Consider the following 20,909-nt stretch of genomic DNA (forward strand, 5'->3'; position numbering starts at 1 on the left):
CGCACACGGAGTGCGCCGACATCGCTGATGTCGGCGCAACTGCCGGTGAGATGGTCAAGTGCTCAGTTGTGAAAAGACTCAGTTGTGAATTGAGACGTGTGGACAGGAATGATCAGGGTTCAACGAGCTCGGGCTCGAGGAGGTAGAGATCCTCGGGCTCGTGCGCGTCCGGAAACTGATCGGCGGCGAACAGATCACGACGCTCGAAGCGCAGGCCGCGAGCGTTCGCGACTGATTCGAACAATCGCTGCGATGCGACATTGTCCGGACTGATCGTGGTGTGCATCGCGACCACACCCGACCGCTGACAGCGGTCGAACAGGCGATGCAGCATGGTGCCGGCGATACCGTGGCCGCGGCAGGAGTCGTCGACGGCGACCTGCCACACCATGAGGGTGGACGGGTCGGTCTGGCGTCGATAGCCGGTGACGAATCCGACCGGGCGCCCATCGACCTCGGCGACGATCGATGTCGAGGAGAAATCATGGCACCACAGGACGTAGGAGTAACTCGAGTTGACGTCGAGAACCTTTGAGTCCGAGGCGATTTCCCACAATCGTTCGCCGTCGTCGGCGGTGGGCTGCCGGTAATCGACAGCAAGGGCAGTGGTTGGGGCCGTACTTGTTTGGAGCGGGCTCATGACGCCTTCGACGTTAACAACGCGGTTACCTGAAGTCACCCGTCCTCAGAAATCGGACACCGAAAGCCCGCATAATCCCCTGCTCAGCCACTGTTTGTGAAGTGCATCACAAACTATTGCACGACCTGGACTTAGATGGGACAAGGGGTGGCTACTCCGCACCAGCCGTACCGCACAATGGTGGACGATGACCAGAATAATTGCGGGTGAACTGCGCGGACGCAGACTGGCGGTACCCGACAGCGGCACCCGGCCGACCTCGGATCGGGTCCGCGAGGCGATCTTCAACATCCTGCTTGCGCGGACCGAACTGGACGACGCATCTGTGGTGGACCTCTACGCCGGCTCCGGTGCGCTGGGGCTGGAGGCGTTGTCGCGCGGCGCGGCGCGCGCCACCTTCGTGGATTCGCGCCGCCGGGCCACCACGGTGATCGCGGCAAACGTCCGCACGTGTGGCGTGGCCGAGCGTGTGTCGGTCATCACCCGATCCGTCTCTGCCCACCTGGCGGCGGGCGGCGGCGGCGACGTGGATGTGGCGTTCCTCGACCCGCCGTACGACCTCGACAACGAGGCCATGTCCGGTGACCTCGCCGCGCTGAGCGCACACTGGATGGTGGTGGGCGGCATCGTGGTCATCGAACGTGCCGTCCGTGCGCCCCAGACACACTGGCCCGACGAGTTCACAGTGCTGGTGCACAAGAGCTATGGCGACACACGTGTGGAGGTGGCGGTTCTTGACCGATCCGGACGAGAAGAGTGTGACGACGCCGGGGGTGGCTGCGAGGAGTGCCGAGATGAGACCGGCGAGCGCTGACCCGGCGATGCGCATCGGTGCGCTGGAGACCGCGCTGCCCATCATCTGTGCACCCATGGCGGGTGGCCCCACCACGCCCGCTCTTGTCGCCGCAGTCGGGCGAGCGGGCGGACTCGGCATGCTCGCGGCGGGCTACCTCACCGCCGAGGCCCTCGAGGATCTGGTGGCCGATGTCGAGTCGCGTGGCCCGTTGCTCTACGGCGTCAATCTCTTCCTCTCCGGGGTTGACCGCTGCGCCGGTCCGGACGGTGCCCGGCAGCGAGGGGCGGTAGAGGCGTATCGCCGGACATTGGCGGTCGAGGCGAGCCGGCACGGTGTCGACGTGGGCGAACCCCGTTTCACCGACGAGGCGGTCGAGGAGAAGCTCGAGGTGTTGTCCCGACACCATCCGGCTCTGGTGAGTGTCACCTTCGGCGACCCGGAAGCGGCGCTCGTCGAGCGGGTCCACACCGACATCGGCGCGCCGGTCGCGGTCACGGTCACCTCGGTGGCCGAGGCTCGCGCAGCGGTGCTCTCGGGTGCCGACGCGCTCATCGCGCAGGGCATCGAGGCCGGCGGCCATCGTGGTCTGTGGTTCGACGATCCGGCGCTGCCGGCCGGCGGCCCGGCGACACCCACCGCCGAACTCGTCCGGGCGATCTGTGCCGACATGACGGTCATGTCCGCGCAGGTGCCGGTCGTCGCGGCCGGAGGAGTTTCCGATGGCGCCGGAGTCCGGTCGATGCTCGCCCTGGGTGCGGTCGGGGCGCAGTTGGGCACCGCCTTCCTGTGCGCCGACGAGGCGGGTACGGGTTCGGCGCATCGGCGGGCTCTGCTGGAACAGACCTACCTCGACACGGTCGTGACGCGCGCCTTCTCCGGCCGATCGGCGCGGTCGCTACGTAATGGCTTCGCCGATAGGCATCCGAACGCTCCGGCGGTGTATCCACAGGTCCACCACATGACCAAGCCGATTCGGGCCGCGGCGGCCGCGTCCGGGGCGGCCGACGACATCAACCTGTGGGCCGGTACCGGCTGGCGCTCGGTGGTGGCCGGCCCTGCGGCCGAACTGATGGCGCGGCTGGCCGCCGAGTTCCTCGACGCCCCCTGACCGTCGAGGAGTTCGGCCGGTCGACCCTCGCGTAGATTTCGGTCATGACCTCAGCTGTCTTCCCCGGCTCCTTCGACCCGTTCACCGTCGGTCACCGCTACATCGTCGAGCGTGCCGCCGGCCGCTTCGACTCGCTGGTCGTCACCGTGGTGGTCAACCCGAACAAGAAGGGCATGTTCGACGTCGACGAACGCATCGCCCTGATCCGCGAGGACTGCGCCGATCTGACCAACGTGCGTGTCGACCGCTGGACCGGCCTGCTGGTCGACTACCTGCGTCAGGAAAACATCGACACGATAGTGAAGGGGCTGCGCTCGGGCACCGACTTCGACTACGAGGTGCCGATGGCGCAGATGAACCGCGAGCTCGCCGACGTCGAGTCCATGTTCCTGCTCACCGATCCGCGCTACGCGCATGTGTCGAGCTCGCTGGTCAAGGAGGTGGCCAAGCTCGGCGGGGACATCACGCCCTTCTTGTCACCGGCGATCCACCAGCGACTGCAGGCGCGGTTGGCGGGGGAGCAGCGGATCTGACCTAGTGTCCCGCGCGACACGCCCCGCCCGCCTCACTAATCACAGACGCACCATTCGGCACAATAGTCACAGTTGTTTCATGCCAACCGAAGGCGACCAGCCGGATTGGGGTAGCTGTGTACCGGGTTTTTGAAGCGCTCGACGAACTCGCCGCCATCGTCGAGGAAGCGCGAAGCGTCCCGATGACCGCGGGTTGCGTCGTGCCACGAGGGGACGTCCTCGAGCTCATCGACGACATCAAGGATTCGATCCCGGGTGAACTCGACGACGCCCAGGATGTGCTCGATCAGCGCGACTCGCTGGTCGGCAACGCCCGCGAGCACGCCGAGACCGTGATCGGCAAGGCCGACTCGGAGTCCGAGGCGGTGATCGCACATGCACGCGCGGAGGCAGACCGCATCCTGTCCGAAGCGAAGGCCCAGGCCGACCGGATGGTCGACGAGGCCGGCGCGCACGGCCGTCAGATGGTCGAAGAGGCCACCGCCGACGCGCATCGGCTGTCGACGAGTGCGGCACGTGAATTCGAAGCGGTCACCGGTCGCGCCCGGGCAGAGGCCCAGCGCACCATCGACTCCGCGAACAACACCTACGACAAGTCCGTGGCCGACGGCATCGCCGAGCAGCAGCGTCTGGTGTCCGAGGCGGAAGTGGTGGCCGCCGCGAAGTCGGAGGCCGAGCGGATCATCGACGCCGCCCATGCTGAGGCCGACCGGCTCCGCGGGGACTGCGACGTCTACGTCGACGAGAAGCTGGCCCAGTTCGAGGAGATCCTCACCGGCACCTTGCGGTCGGTCAATCGGGGACGGCACCAGTTGCGGACCGGCGCGGGGATGCACGACTACGTCGAATACCCGCGCAGCGTCGACGAACCGCCTGCGCCGCGCGGTGCATCGCAGACCCACGATCGCGTCGACAATCAGGGCTCACCGCTGGCCGTCTGAGCGTAGGGCCGGGACCGTTCGAAGAGTCCGCAGGTCGGGCGTATCGTGCAACTGTGGCAGATCGAGCAATGAGCCGGAGTGTCGCGTCTGACGGGGCGAACTCCGGCGGCAAACAGGCCGACCCGTTCGTGCTCGACGTCCGTTCGCTGGGACGTCGAGCGGGGTCTATGTCGGAGGTGCATCGGACCGTCGTCGCGCCGGAACGCATCGGACTGGACATGATCGCGATTCCCGCCGGTTCCGAGGTCGACCTCGATCTGCGGCTGGAGGCGGTCACCGAGGGCGTGCTGGTCACCGGCACGGTGAGCGGTGAGACCGAAGGTCAGTGCTCACGGTGTCTGGAGCCGGTCGACGGCACCGTCACGGTGTTCCTCACCGAATTGTTCGCCTACCCCGACAGCGAGACCGAACAGACCACCGACGCCGACGACGTGCACCGACTCGTCGATGACCGGCTCGACCTCGAGCAGTCGATCATCGACGCCGTCGCCCTCGAATTGCCCATGTCGCCGTTGTGTTCGGAGGATTGCGAGGGCCTCTGCCCCGAATGCGGCGTCCGACTCGCCGTCGCCGAACCGGGACACGCGCACGAACAGATCGATCCCCGATGGGCGGCGTTGCGCGACAAGTTCGGCGCGCCCGGCGACGCCTCACCGCAGGGCCGGGAGACACCGAAGGACCAAGGTGGTGACTGACCCAGACGTGGCCGGCGACAACGACGTGACCGACCAGACGCCCGCGTCACCACCTGATGATCCGGCGCAGGAACGATTTGCCGATCTGCTCCGGGCGCTGCACGCGCAACTGTCCACCGAATTGTTGGTGTTGGCGCTGACTCACCGTTCCTATGCCTACGAGAACGGCGGGCTACCCACCAACGAGCGCTTGGAATTCCTCGGTGACTCGGTGTTGGGGGTGATCATCACCGAACGGCTCTACCTGCGGTACCCGGATCGATCCGAGGGCGAACTGGCCAAGATCCGGGCCAGCGTGGTCAACATGCACGCGCTCGCCGAAGTGGCCCGTGGGCTCGGCGACGGGGGCCTCGGACGTCACCTCTACCTCGGGCGTGGTGAGGAACTCACCGGTGGCCGCAACAAAGACAGCATCCTCGCCGACGGTCTCGAGTCGGTCTTCGGTGCGTTGTACCTGGAACACGGTCTCGCCGTGTGCAAGGACATCATTCTCGGATTGTTCGACGAGATCATCGGCCACGCAGGGCATCTCGGCGCCGGTCTGGACTGGAAGACATCGCTGCAGGAGCTCTCGGCGGAGGGTGGCTACGGTCCGCCGCACTATCAGATCACCTCGACCGGTCCCGACCACAACAAAGAGTTCACCGCAGTCGCGGTGGTGGCCGGCGAGAGTCTGGGTGAGGGGAGTGGGCGTACCAAGAAGGAGGCCGAGCAGAAGGCCGCCGCCTTGGCCTGGCAGGCGCTCACCGACCGCGCCGCCGCGAACTGACCGGATCCGGACGTGCCCGAACTTCCCGAAGTGGAGACCGTGCGGCGCGGTCTGGCCGATCACGTCGAGCGCCGAATCATCACGTCGGTCGACGTGCTACACCCGCGGTCGGCCCGACGTCACGTCGGCGGCGGTGCGGACCTGGTCGGGCGGTTGACCGGTACGCGGGTGGCCGGCGTGCATCGCCGCGGAAAGTATCTGTGGCTCGACATGGCCGATTCGGCCGACAGCTTTCCGCTCGTCGTTCACCTCGGCATGAGCGGTCAGATGCTCATCAGCCCAGCCGGTGCCGAGGACCACATTCACCTGCGCATCCGGGCGACACTCGACGACGGCAACGAGCTGCGGTTCGTCGACCAACGCACCTTCGGCGGCTGGCACGTCGACGAATACGTCGACACCCCCGACGAACTCGGTCGGCGGCTGCCGGAATCGATCGCGCACATCGCCCCGGACCCATTCGATCCGACCTTCGATGCCGCCCGAGTGACCGCCGTCATCCGGTCGCGGCACACCGAGATCAAACGGGCCCTGCTGGACCAGACGGTGATCTCCGGCGTCGGCAACATCTACGCCGACGAGGCGTTGTGGCGCAGCCGGGTCCACGGCACCCGGCTGACCGACGGGCTCAGCCGGGCGAAGGTGATCGACCTGCTCGCGTCGGTCAGCGATGTCATGGGTGACGCGCTCGTCGTCGGCGGAACCTCATTCGACTCGCTGTATGTGAACGTCAACGGGGAGTCGGGCTATTTCAGCAGAGAACTACATTCATATGGCCGGGAAGGCTTGCCGTGCCACCGGTGCGGCACACCGATCAGGCGGGAGGCCTTCATGAACCGGAGCTCGTTCTATTGTCCTCGTTGTCAGCGCAGCCCACGTCGTTGACGCGACGGGGCCGGGCTTCGGTGAGTTGCTCCACCACCGGACCGATCAGGTGGGTCGTTCAGGAGTCGCCAACTGCGACGAGGCTTTGAGACTTTGCGTCATACCGGTAGTCGACGATGCCGCCGGACATAATCAACTCGATCGTCTGATCGATCACGTCACGTGGAACGACGAACCATTCGGACGGATCGTAGTCGCGACCCGTCTTGTCGACCTGTGTCAGATCCAAACGCACCTCGGCGAAGACTCGATGGAGCAGGTTCTCCAACACTGAGACACGCGTGTTGTATATCCGGTAGGTGGCAACCACCTCGACCGGCGCCATCAAGTAGGTGGGCGACTTGTCCGCATTCTTGATCCTGGCCTCGACCGGTCCGCGTGAGAAGCCGATCTTATGCAGATCAGCGATGCCGGCGATCTGTGGATCGTTGCTCCGAGAACGCAAGACATAGATGTAGCCGCTGACCTCGTCGTCGGTGAGGATCTCCGGTTGCTGTCGAGCTACGACGATCTGACCGTCTTCATCTGCCAGCCTGATCCCGAGGGACTGCCTGTACATCCGCGATTCCGTGCCGTTCTCAAAGACGCAGCGCAGACGTTCACGTTTGTTCTCGCGCACAGTCGATTTCTTGTACTCGGTCTCGCCGACTTCAGCGATAAAGAGCATCACACCGTTGAGCACAAAGAACGCACCCGGAACTATGTGCTGCATCCCCGAGTACGGCATCAACTGGCTCGCGCCGTCGCGCAACTCGGCATGCTTCTGCTCGAACAGCGGAGCGAACTCGGCGAAGTCTTGAGCAGGCCGACGGCGCGCTACCTCCTCAGTTTCGAAGCGCTGCTTGCGGATCGGAAGGCTTGAGACGTCCAGGATGCCGGTGTCGTCTCCCAACAGGTCGAGCGGGTCATGCTCCAGCAGCTCGTCGATCGAGCCAGGGGCTTCAGGTACGTTAAGGAGACCGAACTCGTCGAGGTGTTTGAGTGCTTCGATCTTGCTGTCATCGGCGAGTATGCCGTCCAGGCGTGCGCCGAGTTTACGTTCGGAGATCTCCCTCGTGGTCGGGCTCGGGAGTCGGCCGTGCGTCCGGCGAAACTCCACGATCTCCAGGAATGCTCGCTCCAGCCGGTCACTGGACGTGACCTTCTTCGGCTTCTCCGGCATGTCCAGGAGACCGTCGACATCTGAATCGAGCAACTGCTGAAACGCGTCTGCTCCAGCGGCGTTACCGCTCTCCGAGGTTGAAGAGTCCGCGGTCGTCATTGATCCGTCCCGATCTCGCTCGCTTGCTTCTGCGCCTCGCGCTGCTGCTTGAGCCGCCGCAAGAACAGCAGCGCCTCGGCATAGCGCTTCTCCGTGGGGTCGTCCGAGCGCACGTCAGGGTGTCGCCCGTTGACCTTGACCCAATTCTGAATCTTCGGGAACAGGGCGAGCGCCTCGTCCTCGCTGATCTCCACGCGCGTGCTGGTAATCGCGTCGGAGATGATCTTGAGCACCGACGGGGTCACCGACTTCGACATCACCTCGAACGCCCGTTGGAACGGGTTGATCGTGTCGATCAGGTTGATGCTGACCTCGTCGATGTTCACAAACGTGTCGGCCATCTTGATGAACCGCTTGTCACCGACCTCGCGGACCTCGCCGTTCTTGATCACAGAGTCCACCACGACCTGCTGGCGCACCTCCTCGACCTGCTCATCGGTCAAGTCCGGGTAGCGATCCCGGATGATCTTCGGGATCAGAACCTTGTTCGTGGTCTCGGGATCCACGCTGCCGGCCGCAGCCTTCGCGAACGTCTCGTCCTGCAAGATGTTGGCCTTCAGGTCGTTCAGGTCCGTCTCTACGATCTGCTTGACCCGTTCGCTCGACGGCTCCTTGAACCCCTTGATCTTGATCGTTCCCGGCTCGGGTGCGTCGTCGTTGCCGTGTTTCGCCTTGAAGTTGAAGTTCGGCGCCAGCACCTGCTCCATCAGTAGCGACGCCGTGATGGCCTTGAGCATGTTGTTCACCGACACCGTCACCTCGCCCCGCTCAGCGTCCGGCTCAGCCAGCAGGTTTGTGAACTGCGCGTGCGGCTTACCGGGGCTGTCGCGGGTGACGCGGCCGATGATCTGGATGATCTCGGTCAGTGACGCCCTGTACCCAACTGTCAGGGCATGCTCGGCGAACGGCCAGTCGAAGCCTTCCTTCGCCATCCCCAGCGCGAGGATGATGTCCACGCCGTCGCGGTCCTTCGCCGCAACTGTCGACAGGTAATGCAGCGTGTCGGCGCGCTTCTTCTGATCGGCGTCGTCGACCAGATCGGCCACCCGCAGCACCTCGCCGGTGTCGGAGCGTCGAATGCGGATGATTCCGGTGTCCGGCTCGGTGTCGATCACGTCGCCGATCGTGTCGATGATGAACCCGACCTCTTCGATCTTGTCCTTCGTCGACTCTCCCGAGTTCACGTTCGGGATGTGGACGATCGTCTTCTTGTCTAGATCCAGCACCTCACCGATCGCCTCGGTGTACCGGCCCTGATAGAAGTGGTGCCCGATCCCCAGCGACTTCAGGTACTGGTAGCCGTTGAGCTGGTCGTAGTAGTTGAACGTCACCGGGGTGAACTGCGCCTCGTCCTCAGACGACAGCACCGGCACCGAGTCGCCGCGGAAGTACGATCCGGTCATCGCCACGATGTGGACGTCCGAACCGGCCATCACCTCCTTCAACAGTGCACCCAGGCGGGAGTTCTCAGTGTCAGCTGACACGTGGTGAAACTCGTCGATAGCCAGCACCGTGCCAGTGAATTCGTCCGGTGCCAGCCGCTCAAACGCGAACCGCAACGTCGCATGCGTGCACACCAGAATCGGATCACTGCTGCGGAGGAAGTCGATGAATGCGTCGACCTTGCCCGCTGACGAACCGGGCGTGCACAGATTCCGTTCCGGCGTGACTTCCCAGTCGGCGAAGAAACCGTGCGAGGTCAGCCGCGTGGTCGAGAATGATGCCCCGATCGAACGCTCCGGCACCGCGACGATCACCTTCTTGCGGCCCTGGTTGTACAACTTGTCCAGACCCACGAACATCAACGCCCGCGACTTCCCGGAAGCCGGTGGAGCTTTGATCAACAGATGCTGTGCGTCCCGCTTGGCGAACACCCGCTGCTGCATCTCCCGCATCCCCAATGCGTCGGTGTTCACCGATTCGCCCGTCTGCGCGTACGTCACGTCAACGACGTTCACCGTGCTACTCACTTCTTGCTCCTCTTTGCCGCCCGCTCCGCTGCAGTCATCTCCTCATACATAGCGAAAAGGTCCGACAGACGCTCCTCATCGGTCTCATACCCACGCTTGGAGTAGATCGAATCCACCAACGCGTCAACATCAGAATGTGCGGCCCGTAGATCGTCAGGCATCTTGTCCGGATCGTAGAGCTCTGCAAGAGTCTTCTCGCAGTGATACTCACGCACATCCAGCACCCGCAGTGCCGCCACAGTCAATTGCTCCATTGTTGGTCCAGAAAGTTCTGGGACGGGAAAATTGTTATAAACAATAGTGTTCGAGTATTGGTACCGACTCTCGAGGCGACCAGAGACCGATCGCATCCATACCATATGCATCAACGAAGTCGTTAATGCAAAAGCCCAGAAGTTCGTCTCGGTCATAACTAAGGCTTTATTGGATCCGATCACATCTGACCCAACGTAACCGATGGGAATGTACACTCGCCGCTCTGAGGAAATACTGGGTACAATCAACGAATCCGAATCGGCATGGGCAAAGTAGTAGAATCTATTCGGAGTTGATGCCAGCGCATTCGTCGACTTTTCTGTACTCTTTAGCCGGTGTTCCTTTACTCGATCGAGGCGATCTGCGAGCTCCGGGATCTTGTAAGCTTGCTCTAGTTGCTCATCCGCTATAAGGAGACACCATCTAGTTTTACCTTTCACGAACTCATCGGACCCGCAGTATCCCTTGATGTATTGTCTGACCTGAGGGCGGCGCTCCACCAACTGGTCCTTTTCACTGTCCGTGAGGATCAGGTTTCCGCCATCGTTGGGCATCGAACCGTACCCGAGACGCGGCATCTGGGGGCTCAGAGGGTTTCGTCGCCGCACCAGCCATACCATTGGGCCGGCGGCGAGGTATGCATTTATACTATTAACCTGAAGGCGAAACTCATTCGTGTACAAGTATCTTACTTCCGAAGACTTATTTCTCAGCGATACCACGACGCATGTCACTCCCGCCGAATTGCGAGCCTTGTTCGACCACGGGAATGATGTGTAGGCATATGAAATTTCTAGTTCAGCCCCCAACACTCTCGGCCAGAGGAGGGCCACCTGCTCTCCCTGTGTAATAGAATTGGTTGTAACAAATGCGAGCCTAGCTATTGTTCCACGTATGTAGTCGGCACCCTTTATGACCCAACCTGACACATAGTCGAGACTCTTATAGTTGGCCGTAATTGAAGCCAGGTCTCGTTTGTGTTTTGCCGTCTGATTTCTGCTGCCAAGGTACGGGGGATTTCCAAGTACGTAAATCTCCTCATTGCCGCCATTTGGGCAGGTTTCAGCCCAGTCGGCCATTAAAGAATTTCCTTGATTTATCTGACCAGACTCGCGTAGTGGGATGAGGGGGATGGAAACTTTGAATTTTTCTTTGTACTCAGCATTCATCTGATGCTTTGCTAGCCACAGGGATAAAACCGCTACCTCGACCGCGAAATCATCAATTTCTAAGCCATAGAAGTTTTCGACATCGATCTTCGATACTGCATACAGCACCTGGTGCTTAGGGCTCAAATCGGCGAGTCGTTCGAGAATCGCATGCTCCAGGCGCCGCAACTCCTTATAGGCGATGACCAGGAAGTTCCCCGACCCACACGCCGGGTCGAAGACCTTGATCGCTCCTATCCGCTCCAGCAGCTTCTCCAGCCTGCCGACGCTGTTGAATCCGGCGTCGAACTGCTCCTTCAGCTCGTCGAGGAACAGTGGCTCGATCGTCTTGAGGATGTTCGGCACCGATGTGTAGTGCTGCCCGAGGTCCGATCGGTTTCCGGGGGTGACGATCGCTTGGAACATCGACCCGAAGATGTCAGGGTTGATCTCGCTCCAGTCCAGCGCTCCGAGGTCGAGCAGCAGCCCACGGGCGCTCTTGGTGAACGCCGGCACCAAGTGCTGGCTGGTGACCTCGAACAGTCGACCGTTGACGTACGGGAACGCCGACAGATAGCTTGCCTTGTCTTCTGGCTTCTCGGCGTCTAGAGCGTCGAATAGGTCGGTCAGGAACTCCTGCACGTCGGAACCGTCGGACTGCGTGTGCGAACCTACCGCGGTGGTGAACTGGCCATCGTCGAAGATCCCGGTGTCCTCGGCGAAAAAGCAGAACAGCAGCCGCGTGAAGAACACGTTCAACGCATGTCGGCCGTGCTGCTCGTCGATGAGTTCCGGATTTGCCTGGAGCAGTTCGTCGAACAGCTTGCCCATGCGCTCGGCGGCTTTGACGTCCGCATGCGCCTCAGACGTGTACTGCGCTTTCTCCATCCCGGCCCAGGGAAGGAAGAACGTAAAGTGCTTGTCGATGTCACGGATCGGGAAGACCTTGTTCTCCCCGGTTTTCATATCGACAGCGACCAGCTCGTCATAGTCAGTGGCAATCACGAACCGAGGGTTGTAACGAACCACGTCCGGGGAGGTACGCAGCTCCTCGACACCTGCCAACGGCTGTCGGTCGGTCTCCCGGAAATAGACAACATTCTTCTGCGCGACTTCGCGATCAGGTTCGGCTGCGACGTTCAATGAGCCGTTGCGCAACCGGGTGACGTTGCCCTTCGGCTTCCCGTAGGCCAGCAGCAGGTCGAAGATGAACTCACGGTCGTACGTCTCACGCCGGGCTAGGGGAGTGACGCGCTCCTCGACTGCCTTTAGGTTCAATCTGGCCACGAACGCTACCTCTCGCAGGTCACATAGGTTCGGCTGTCAGCTGCCGACGGTCTCCTGATCATTTCATCTGCGCGACGTGGTGATGCAGCAAGCCCTGTGGGTCGGTGATCTACGCCGGAGGTCATAAATCTGCACGCGGAAGCGCTGCGGCCGAAGCGTCGCGGTTCGGGCTGAGGCTTCGGAGTATTCATATGGGCCGGAAGGTCTGCCGTGCAAGCAGTGCGGTATGCCAATCAGTGGGTGGTGTTCATGAGCCGCAGTTCGTATTACTGCCCGAAGTGTCATCCCGCTCCCTCGCCGCCGCCCGTGACTCAGTAGCTTCTCCGGCGAGCGCGAACGGTCAGCGACAGCAGCGAAGCTGCTGGAGTACTCCACAATGGACTCCTACCCGGCCGAGTGATGACATGTCGGTGTGGGACGTCGCAGACAGGCTCACCGACCTGGCGAACACGATCGCACCCCATCTCGACGACGACACCGATCCTCCGTAACCGGGCAGCACCGCGACGAGCACCCCCTGCACCGAGATCCGGTGCCGGGGTCCTTTCTCTTCTACGCCTCCTCATCGACGAACTCCTGGGCCTCTCTCAGCAGTCCGTCCACCACGCCCATTGCGCGCGCCTGGTCCGCGGCCGTCGCAATGTTCCTGAACGCCTCCAGCCGCTCGGCCTTCTCGACGGCCTGCTCGTCCGTCAGATGATCGGCCCAGCGTCGGACCAGATCCAGACTCGGTGCCCCGGGGGTCATTCCGACGATCTCAATGAGGCCCGGGCGCGCTGTCTTCGCCGCTGTCAGGTGGGTCAACTGGCGATCGAACCCCGTGGTGTGCGAGCCCTCTGCGATAGCGCGGCGCTCGTCGTCGTGGCCCACCGATATGTCGAAGCTCGCTGGCAGCGCGTCGGTGGGTGGGTCGCCGCCGGTGATCAGGCGCGGGACCGCCTGCATGCGCACCCATTCGGCGATGTCGCGCAGCTCGTGCATCAGGACTGGCCACAGATCGGTGCCCGGCCGGTTGAGTCCGACCGTTGGGTGCAGCGTCAGTGGCACGATATCGCCGACCGGCGACTCGAAGACCACCTCGCCGATGTGCAGCGGCCGCTCGTCGCGCTGCGGCAGGTCGGCGAACGACTTCGGCAACTGGTCCTCTCGGTAGACCACGGGCAGCATGACCGCGGCGACCGCGGGCGTGCGGTGCTTGGCGTGGTTGGTGTACGACGCCAGCCGCGCCAGCGGGTGGTCGGCGGGCGACTTCACCCGCTGGAACGGCTGCAGCGACTCGATCGAGCACATCAGGTCGCCACTGGCCGACAGCGACGGCGGCCCCTTGCGGTCCCGCCTCTCCTTCCACTCGTCGAAGTCTGCGCGAGTGGATCTGGCTGGCATCTCCACGAGCTTGGCCACGCGTTCGCCCAACGCGCCGTCGCGGTGCACGATCTCGGCGAACAAGGTGTGCTCCAGGGCACCGCGCAGAGCCACCAGCGCGTCGGCCACCAGCATTGGCAGCTTCCTCGGGATCGGCGTCAGCGACGCCACGACGGCCCTATTGACGACTCCGTCGGACTCCTCGCGCAGTTCGAACAGGCCGTCGGACTCGGACTGGCACGCGAACAGCAGTTCACCGACCTGCCCGATGAGGTCGTCGGCGTGCGCGAGCGTCGCAGCAACGGGAAGGTGGTGGTCGGGGAGCCAGGCGAGGTTCGTGGTCACCGACGAAATTCTATGGCTTGGCATCGTGCGCCCCGTGTGCCACTGGGCGGTGTTCGCAAGCCGGTCATTGACCGTACGCCTCAACCTCCAGTGCGCCAGCAGATTCGACAAGTGTTCGTAAGACCCGTACGACGTTCGTCGCATTGGGGGTTCCTCTACCGTACACTTGCGGAATGAAGATCGGCTACGCCCGCGTCAGCACGGACCGCCAGGACCTCACCGCGCAGATCAATGAGTTGGTGTCCCTCGGCGTCGACGAGAAGAACATCTACGCCGACCCCGGCTTCACCGGGACCAATCGCCAGCGACCCGGCCTGGCACAGGCGCTCGCCGCCGCGAGCCACCCCGGCGCGGAGTTCGTCGTCACAAAGCTCGACCGGCTGGCCCGCTCGATCCGTGACGCGAAGGACATCGCCGACCAGCTCGTCGCCAATGGCGCCGTGCTCCAGATCGGACGCAGCGCCTACGACCCGGGCGACGCGATGGGCAAGATGATGTTCAACATCATGGCCACGTTCGCGGAGTTCGAGGCCGACCTCATCCGTCAGCGCACCAAGGAGGGCATGGCCGTGGCCAAGGCTCGGGGCCGGCTCAAGGGCAAGAAGCCCAAGCTGCCGCCGAACCAGGAGAAGCGTCTGGTCGAGCTGCACGCGTCCGGCGAGTACTCCATCACCGAGCTGGCCGCGGACTTCGGGATCAGTCGAGCCACCGTGCACCGAGCCGTGGAGCGGGCGAAGCAAGTTCGGGTGGTCGTCTCGTGATTGGTCCGCTCCTGGGCTTCCTCATCGGCCTGCTCACCATCCTGGTTGTCGGATTGGCGGGTCGGCGGCGGGACGCGGCGCTCCAGCTGATTGGCGCCCACCGCGAGCTCACGAGCGACCGGACGAACGGCGCCCGTGGACGGCTATATCGGATCAATGACGGAGAAGACCCTGCGCAGGTCTACGCGAACGAGGTGCCCGCGAGGCGCGGCAATCTGTCAGCCTTACAGATCGACGACTACTTCGTGCTTGTGTACGCGATTGAGGCCGCCGGCACCGCCGTGGAAGTCGCGTGCCAGCGACGCGGCCCCGACTGGTGGCAAACGGCAGCCCAACTCGTCCGGGGAGTACTACCAAAGGCGCGAGCTCAATCCCTTAGATGGCACGTCGGCGCGATCATGGAAACCGTTCTCAGGTGGCGCGAAACCGCGGTGCGGGGTGGCGAGCTCAAGGACTCCGGCGCCTTCGAGAGTCTGCGAGAACACTGCGTTAACCTCCGCCGCTACGCACTGCTGGAGAATGCGCTGGTCCCGTCGGAGTGGGCCACCGACCAGCCGAACCTGCCATCGTCAACGACTCAGAACCCGAGGCCTGGTAGCCCGGTCGGCACGCCCGCGAGGGAGACCTAAACCGAGGGCATTGACGCTGATATGAATGTCAGGTGGCAACTACCGGGCCCGGACTTCCCGACTTCATCGACGGTGCCGACGGCTATCGTGTCCTGCCTCCCGGCCGCCATCCCTGCTCCCTAGACGACTTCGCCGATCGCTTTGTGCACGCGCGCACCATCGATCGAGCGCGTCGTCAGTTGATACTCGACGACTTCCTGACCTATCGCGAACAGCAGGTCCGTTGCGGCCTCGCGATCATCAGCTACTGGATCGACGGCAGCTTCACCTCGGACAAGATCGACCCCGGCGACATCGACATAACCACCATCGTCGACGGACCGGCCAGTGCCCCAATCGAGGACTTCGACGACTGGCTCAATCCCAAGGACCGATGGAAGACCCTGCCGCACCCACACGTTGGTCGTACCCTTCTGGTAGACGGTTACGCAGTGGTCAAGGTCCCTGACAACCACCCGACCTGCGCCGAGTATCTCCGCACGCGCGGTTACTGGGACGATTGGTGGCAACGCTCTCGCGCGACCGGCGAGGTGGAGCGCAAAGGATTCGTGGAGGTGAGGTTCTGATGGGCATCACCGACCATGACCTGTTCGCGATGGAAGAACAGCTCGCAGCCATCTCTAGAGGCGGACGTGGCAGCGACGACTGGATGACCGCCGCCAACGCGGACTCCGCGGCGGCCCTGCACGATCTCGTCCGGGAGTCTCGCCTACGCAACCGTGAGGGAGTCATCGCCCGCTTCCACGAGGGCGAGGTCGTCGGACACACCGCGCCGGCCCACCAGATTCTGCGCGCCTCGTACGAGTTCAACGACGCTGTCATCGCGGTGGCCAACGACTCGCTGCCCAAGCCCTTCCCCTCGGTGAACGACGCGGCCCGCGAGAAGCTGGGCATGCTGATGCGACCGGTGCTGATCGGCTCGATCCAGATCGACCTCGTGTGCCCGGACCCCACAACGCACGAGGACGGCGAGCGCCCCGCCGAGACGCCTGATCAGACCATGATGGGCGAACTCGACGAACTCCAGACATCCACCGCGACAGCACTTTCCCGCGTGCTCGCGGTCCTGCGCGGATCGGCCGACATGCACGATCACGAGGCGTTCGCCGCGCGCGCCGACGCGATCGGACCCGTCGCCTGGGGCAAAATCGCCAAACTGTCGGCGCGGTGCGTCGATGGAGACTTCACTATCGACTTCCGATCCCGGACTACCACCGACTGGTTCTCGTTCTCGCCAGCGCAGGCATCGGCGCTGCGGACGTTCATCAGACAGCGCGAGTTGTCGACCATCAACGCGACCTACAGCGGAAAGTGGCGGACCGCCAGCAGCGTGAGGTCGGTCTTCGACCTCGACCTCGACGACGGAACACGCATCAGCGGCACCGTTCCGAAGGATCTGCGGGCAAGGTCGATCGCACTCATCGAACATCGCGTCACTGCCGTCATCGCCGAGACCTCTGCCGATGACGACGACACCCGGATCAAGCGAGTGCTCGTCGAGATCACTGAAGAAGGTGATTTGACCCCAGAGGGAAAGCAGCCTGACACGGCGGGCGGAGGGAACCGCTGACGCATGTGGCTGCATCTGGCACCACCGAATCGACCAGTCGACACTGCTTAATAGACGTTTCGGTAGACGTTTGGGTGAATGCCGTTCCGGACGCCCAGCGGCAGCGCGTGACAACCCTACGCGGTGACTGGCCCCTATCGCCGTTGATCTGCGGTCTGAATCAAGATGGCGACGACTCCGACAATGGTCACGAGGACGAGAGTTCTGACGGTGGACCGCGGCCCGGGCGGTCCTCTAGTCTTTCGTGCTCGGCGTGTACGTCACAGCCCGAACCCCTTGTCTTTACTCTTCTCTCGCGATCGCGCTTTCTGCCGCTCGGCACGGTCGGCGAGATTCTGCCGGGCCTGGCGTCCGGCCCGACGCGCCTGGCCGACGGTGACGTCATCGGGACGGCCCGGGCCGTGCGCGACATCGGTTTTCATCTGCTCCCACGCATTGGTGACCGCAGGTTTCCCGTCGGCACCGGTCACTCGATGCGGTGTGCCGTCCGCGTCGTAGGCGACCTTCGGGACCCGGTACCGCGTCAGCGCGACCCGCGCTTTCACGGTGTGTTCGTCGAGCACGCGCTCGGCGGCCTCCTCTGGAGTCAGGCCGGAGATCTCGCGCAGCTGCTCGGCGGCCGCTCGACGATCCTTGCGCGCCGCCTCCAGCTCGTCGGTGACCTCCTGACGCCCCTCGGCGTGACCTCGCTTGAAGCCTTCGACGCGAGCGGCAGTGACGAGGGCGGGCCTCTCGTCGCGCTCCCAGGCCGCCTGGCCGTGCTGCCGTCCGGCGGCCTCGGCTTCGGCGATCACCTGAGGGCGCATCGCAGCCCACTCAGTACGGACTCGTGCGGCCTCGTCTGCGCGGGCCTGACGACGGATCGTCGTCGCCTCATCCTTTGCCGACTGGATCGTCTCAGCGGCGCGGGCTTCGGCTCGGGTGACAGCGGCCTCGCGGGACTCCACCTCGTGTACACGAGATAGCAGGGCGGGGTCGACGTCGACGACGAGGGGCCCGGCGCCGGCGTCGACCGCGGCGGTGACCCGGTCGTCTGTGTCGCGGGTCAGCGTCACACCCTCACCGGCTTCGCCGGTGGCCAGGGCCTGCGCGGCCCTGCCTTCGTAGGTGCCGCCGGTCTGGCGGACGTGCGCGGCGTAGGAGTCCTCGCCCTGCTGCCACGGCGGCTTGCCGTCCTCGGTGAGGTAGACCGGTCGTGGCCGGTCCTGGGCGAGCGAGCTGGTCGGCACCACCAACGACCGCGCCGGGATCGCCAGCTCTTCGCCGCGCCTCAATGACTGTGCGTTGCGCTCGCACTGCTCGACCACCGCGGCGTACTTGTAATCGTCACCCACCCCCGAGCGGCCGCCCGCGCGGGCCGGCGGCGTGTCGAGCCACTTGTAGGAGACCCCGTCGCCATGGCCGCCGCGGCGCTTGACCTCCACGCCATCGGCGGCCAAGCGTGCGGTGTAGTCGTCCCAGTCGGTCGCCTGGGCACGAGCAATCCGCAGCCGCATTCGCAGTTCGTCGTAGTGAGACAATTTTCCCTCGGCCTGCCGAGCCAAGGTCTTGCGATCGCCGGTGCCCATGCCTGCGGTCCGCGCGTGCTCTCGGCACGACTGCATAAAAGCCTGGTTGTCGTACTGGAAGCGCTGCAGCACGACCTCGTCGGTCACCGCCCGCACGCGGTGAATGTTCTTCATCGCGGAAGAGAACGCGCGACCGGCGGGGTAGTGCGCGGTCGAGCTGTTGCCGTCGGCATCGCGCCACGTCAGCTCGACCGCTTCCTCGGCTACATTCGCGATCTGGCAGTGCGAATGCACCTTGCCCTTGACCCAGATCTTCTCGGCGGTCCCGGCCGCCTCCCACCGCCCGTTGTCGGCCTGTGTCACGATCTTGATCTGCCGGCCCGGGAAGGCCCGCGCCATCTGCTCACGGGCGAAATCGTGAGCCAGCCACACTTCGAACTCGCTGTCCGGGTCAAGCTCCTCGTGGGAGTGGCTGAGGATCACATGGTAGGTCTCCAGCTCGAGGCTCGTCTTGGCGAAGTCTTCGCGGACTCGGCCGACGTCCTCGAGAAAGGTCTCGGGCGTGCAGTCGCCGATGGTCGAGCAGTGCGCCACGCGCACGCTCGGCCCGCCAGGGTTGGACTGGTCGTGCGCCGCCGTCGCCGGGCTCAGGTAGAGGTCCAGGCCGTAGGCATTCTTGGTGGCCGAGATCACGGTGGAGACCATGCTCAGTCCTCGGTCTCGAACCGCGCGAGCACGCTCGCGTGCAGCGCCTCGATCGCGGCGCGGTTCTCGTCGAGCGCCTGGCGGGTGCGCTCCAGCTCGTCGGTGATGCTGCCCGGCAGCTCCCGGTACCTGTTGCAGAAAAGCGCCAGCTGGTTGAGATTGACGCCCTGCTTGGTCAGCTCGGATCTGGCCGCGCCGATCGCCGCGGCCAGATCCCGCAGCTCGCCCCGCAGGTTCTTGCGGAGCGCCCGCCGCACAGCGGTCTCCAGGCCGGCGACCTTGCGGCCGACATAGCTCTGCAATGCGCTCTCGACCACTGAGGTGACCGAGCGGCCCTCGGCATGCGCCCGCTTGTGGACGAGGCCGATCACGTCGTCCTCGATCCGCGCCGAGAGCATCGTGCGGCTTGCGCCCGTGCTCTTGCGGACCTTCGCCTCCCTCGCGTCGAAGCGCTTGTCGAGGCGTGCCGCCGTGCGGCACCAGCTCGCCGCCCGCTTCTCGGTCACACCGACCGCTGCCGCGATCGACGAGTACGGCTCGCCCGCGGCTCGCTGCCGCAGTGACTCCGTCACCGCGGACAGCTCCGGCGCCCGGCCCCGGGGGCCGGTCACCTCCGCGGTGACGGCGGTAGCCAGTTCTCCGAGATCGAGGGCCTGCGGCCTCGATCTCTGCGCGCTGTCCACCGCCGTCATGGGGCTACACTACGTCATCGTCAGGCGCTGTGCGCCAGACGATGACGCACTCGGCGAGCATCCACGCCGTCATACAGTCGGCGCTTCGCGCCTCCTGTATGCCGCCCTCGCTTCGCTCGGGGTCGCGTGGGCCCGCCAGGGGCCGCTGCGCGCCCCTGGACCCCAAGGCCGCCCCGAGTGCTGCGTACGGGGGCTACCCGGCCAGGAGCGGGCGGAGCCCTGATCGGCGGCCGACCCGGCCGCCAGCGCCGTCTCGGGTGGGGCCGATGTACCCCGCCCTGACGGACGGAAACGAATGCTCTGCCGCTGGCGCCGTACCCGACTCGCCTCCGTGGGGGTCAGGTGCGCCCCGCCGACAACCAGCACGGGCTGCCTCGCTGTGGTCGGGTGGGGCCGGCGATATTCTGTGGTGGTGAGCGGGCACCCGGAGACCGAGAAGGACGCGTGCGAGGACCGCGACGACCAGGCCGAAGCGAAGCGCCGAGTCTTGGACTCGTCTGAGCGGGTGGCGTCGTGGTCGGCAGAACTCAACCGGCGCTTGTCGGACACTTGAGGGACAGCACTGACGTCCCTTGAGTGAGGGTGTTAGCGGCGCTATCAGTCGATAGACCGCAGTGACGCCCCTTTGGAGCCAGTGCTACCGGCTCTCGCGCGCACAGAATCGCGCGGGACGAGTGCAGGTGCACGTTAGGGACGGTAGTACTGACACTTACCTGACCGCACTATTCCCGTTAAGCCTCCGCGGAGGCACCGCGCGTTGCGACTTCGCGGAGCCAGTCCGGGACATCGCGGCCGTCATACTCGCGGATCTCGATGGCGGCGCGGGCCGCGGCAGCGGCGACTCGAGGGCGTGGCCTGCGCTGCACGAGGTTTTCGTCGGTGTTGGTCATCCTTGGCCCTCCTTGAATGCCTCCGGTTTCAGTGTCCTCCGTCCCGCTGACGCGCACCAGCTCTACAGTTTTCTCGCGGAGACAACGCCGGCAAGGTGTTCGCACTCCGCTCCGCGACGTCTGCTGCCGACGATCTGGTCGAATCAGTAGCTTTATCCA

At 64.3% G+C, this 20,909-nt stretch carries 20 protein-coding genes; 12 read left to right on the forward strand and 8 right to left on the reverse strand.

Annotation, left to right across the window (positions count from 1 at the left end):
• Positions 1-112: 112 nt before the first annotated feature.
• Positions 113-640, reverse strand: a complete 528-nt coding sequence (ectA, locus tag OSB52_RS08670) for a diaminobutyrate acetyltransferase (RefSeq protein WP_235722308.1) — start codon at positions 638-640, stop codon at positions 113-115.
• Between the two features lie 187 nt (positions 641-827).
• Here ectA and rsmD point away from each other — a divergent pair, with 187 nt between their 5' ends.
• The 7 genes from rsmD to mutM all read left to right on the forward strand — a co-directional run bounded on the left by rsmD (position 828) and on the right by mutM (position 6,367).
• On the forward strand, positions 828-1,454 hold the full coding sequence (rsmD, locus tag OSB52_RS08675; protein ID WP_266061284.1) for a 16S rRNA (guanine(966)-N(2))-methyltransferase RsmD: 627 nt from the start codon (positions 828-830) through the stop codon (positions 1,452-1,454).
• A complete protein-coding gene (locus tag OSB52_RS08680) occupies positions 1,435-2,544 on the forward strand; it encodes an NAD(P)H-dependent flavin oxidoreductase (protein ID WP_266061287.1) in 1,110 nt (369 codons plus the stop codon). Before rsmD ends, OSB52_RS08680 begins: the two co-directional genes overlap by 20 nt.
• Before the next feature lie 44 nt (positions 2,545-2,588).
• Positions 2,589-3,077 (forward strand): pantetheine-phosphate adenylyltransferase, encoded by a 489-nt coding sequence (gene coaD, locus OSB52_RS08685; RefSeq protein ID WP_266061289.1) that lies wholly within the window; start codon positions 2,589-2,591, stop codon positions 3,075-3,077.
• 116 nt (positions 3,078-3,193) lie between these two features.
• Complete coding sequence (locus OSB52_RS08690) at positions 3,194-4,018, forward strand: DivIVA domain-containing protein (protein ID WP_235722304.1); 825 nt, start codon at positions 3,194-3,196, stop codon at positions 4,016-4,018.
• A gap of 68 nt (positions 4,019-4,086) precedes the next feature.
• Entirely contained in the window at positions 4,087-4,713 is a 627-nt protein-coding gene (locus OSB52_RS08695; RefSeq protein WP_235722390.1) for a YceD family protein, read from the forward strand.
• A gap of 85 nt (positions 4,714-4,798) precedes the next feature.
• The gene (gene rnc, locus OSB52_RS08700) at positions 4,799-5,482 is read left to right on the forward strand and encodes a ribonuclease III (protein ID WP_235722389.1); all 684 of its coding nucleotides are present in this window, start codon (positions 4,799-4,801) and stop codon (positions 5,480-5,482) included.
• Positions 5,483-5,494: 12 nt separating this feature from the next.
• A complete protein-coding gene (gene mutM / locus OSB52_RS08705) occupies positions 5,495-6,367 on the forward strand; it encodes a bifunctional DNA-formamidopyrimidine glycosylase/DNA-(apurinic or apyrimidinic site) lyase (RefSeq protein WP_266061291.1) in 873 nt (290 codons plus the stop codon).
• A gap of 58 nt (positions 6,368-6,425) precedes the next feature.
• Here mutM and OSB52_RS08710 read toward each other — a convergent pair whose 3' ends face one another.
• The 4 genes from OSB52_RS08710 to OSB52_RS08725 form a co-directional block, all read right to left on the reverse strand.
• Positions 6,426-7,628: a GIY-YIG nuclease family protein gene (locus tag OSB52_RS08710; RefSeq protein WP_266061292.1), complete on the reverse strand. Its 1,203-nt coding sequence runs from the start codon at positions 7,626-7,628 to the stop codon at positions 6,426-6,428.
• On the reverse strand, positions 7,625-9,598 hold the full coding sequence (locus OSB52_RS08715) for a DEAD/DEAH box helicase (RefSeq protein WP_266061293.1): 1,974 nt from the start codon (positions 9,596-9,598) through the stop codon (positions 7,625-7,627). The genes OSB52_RS08710 and OSB52_RS08715 overlap by 4 nt, the downstream gene beginning before the upstream one ends.
• Entirely contained in the window at positions 9,595-12,288 is a 2,694-nt protein-coding gene (locus tag OSB52_RS08720; protein ID WP_266061295.1) for a DNA methyltransferase, read from the reverse strand. Before OSB52_RS08720 ends, OSB52_RS08715 begins: the two co-directional genes overlap by 4 nt.
• Before the next feature lie 552 nt (positions 12,289-12,840).
• The gene (locus OSB52_RS08725; protein ID WP_266061296.1) at positions 12,841-14,106 is read right to left on the reverse strand and encodes a hypothetical protein; all 1,266 of its coding nucleotides are present in this window, start codon (positions 14,104-14,106) and stop codon (positions 12,841-12,843) included.
• A gap of 62 nt (positions 14,107-14,168) precedes the next feature.
• Here OSB52_RS08725 and OSB52_RS08730 point away from each other — a divergent pair, with 62 nt between their 5' ends.
• Genes OSB52_RS08730 through OSB52_RS08745 form a run of 4 tightly spaced genes read left to right on the forward strand, consistent with a single transcriptional unit; the run spans position 14,169 to position 16,955 of the window.
• Positions 14,169-14,756, forward strand: coding sequence for a recombinase family protein (locus OSB52_RS08730; protein WP_248664793.1), 588 nt, complete (start codon positions 14,169-14,171; stop codon positions 14,754-14,756).
• The gene (locus tag OSB52_RS08735; protein ID WP_226513065.1) at positions 14,753-15,385 is read left to right on the forward strand and encodes a hypothetical protein; all 633 of its coding nucleotides are present in this window, start codon (positions 14,753-14,755) and stop codon (positions 15,383-15,385) included. Before OSB52_RS08730 ends, OSB52_RS08735 begins: the two co-directional genes overlap by 4 nt.
• A 32-nt stretch (positions 15,386-15,417) precedes the next feature.
• A complete protein-coding gene (locus OSB52_RS08740) occupies positions 15,418-15,951 on the forward strand; it encodes a DUF6932 family protein (RefSeq protein ID WP_248664792.1) in 534 nt (177 codons plus the stop codon).
• Entirely contained in the window at positions 15,951-16,955 is a 1,005-nt protein-coding gene (locus OSB52_RS08745) for a hypothetical protein (RefSeq protein WP_266061299.1), read from the forward strand. Before OSB52_RS08740 ends, OSB52_RS08745 begins: the two co-directional genes overlap by 1 nt.
• Before the next feature lie 260 nt (positions 16,956-17,215).
• Here OSB52_RS08745 and OSB52_RS08750 read toward each other — a convergent pair whose 3' ends face one another.
• Together OSB52_RS08750 and OSB52_RS08755 are read right to left on the reverse strand one after the other, a co-directional pair.
• Positions 17,216-19,168, reverse strand: a complete 1,953-nt coding sequence (locus tag OSB52_RS08750; protein WP_266061300.1) for a relaxase/mobilization nuclease domain-containing protein — start codon at positions 19,166-19,168, stop codon at positions 17,216-17,218.
• A gap of 2 nt (positions 19,169-19,170) precedes the next feature.
• Complete coding sequence (locus tag OSB52_RS08755; protein WP_266061302.1) at positions 19,171-19,860, reverse strand: hypothetical protein; 690 nt, start codon at positions 19,858-19,860, stop codon at positions 19,171-19,173.
• 412 nt (positions 19,861-20,272) lie between these two features.
• On the opposite strand from OSB52_RS08755, the gene OSB52_RS08760 reads away from it, so the two are divergent.
• Positions 20,273-20,413 carry a hypothetical protein gene (locus OSB52_RS08760; protein WP_266061304.1) on the forward strand — a complete coding sequence of 47 codons (141 nt, stop codon included), beginning with the start codon at positions 20,273-20,275 and terminating at the stop codon, positions 20,411-20,413.
• A gap of 178 nt (positions 20,414-20,591) precedes the next feature.
• Here the strand turns inward: OSB52_RS08760 and OSB52_RS08765 are convergent, their stop codons facing one another.
• The gene (locus OSB52_RS08765) at positions 20,592-20,750 is read right to left on the reverse strand and encodes a hypothetical protein (protein WP_226513070.1); all 159 of its coding nucleotides are present in this window, start codon (positions 20,748-20,750) and stop codon (positions 20,592-20,594) included.
• Between the last annotated feature and the right edge of the window lie 159 nt (positions 20,751-20,909).

It is taken from the genome of Gordonia aquimaris (genome assembly GCF_026262595.1).
GTDB classification, from domain to species: Bacteria; Actinomycetota; Actinomycetes; order Mycobacteriales; family Mycobacteriaceae; genus Gordonia; species Gordonia tangerina.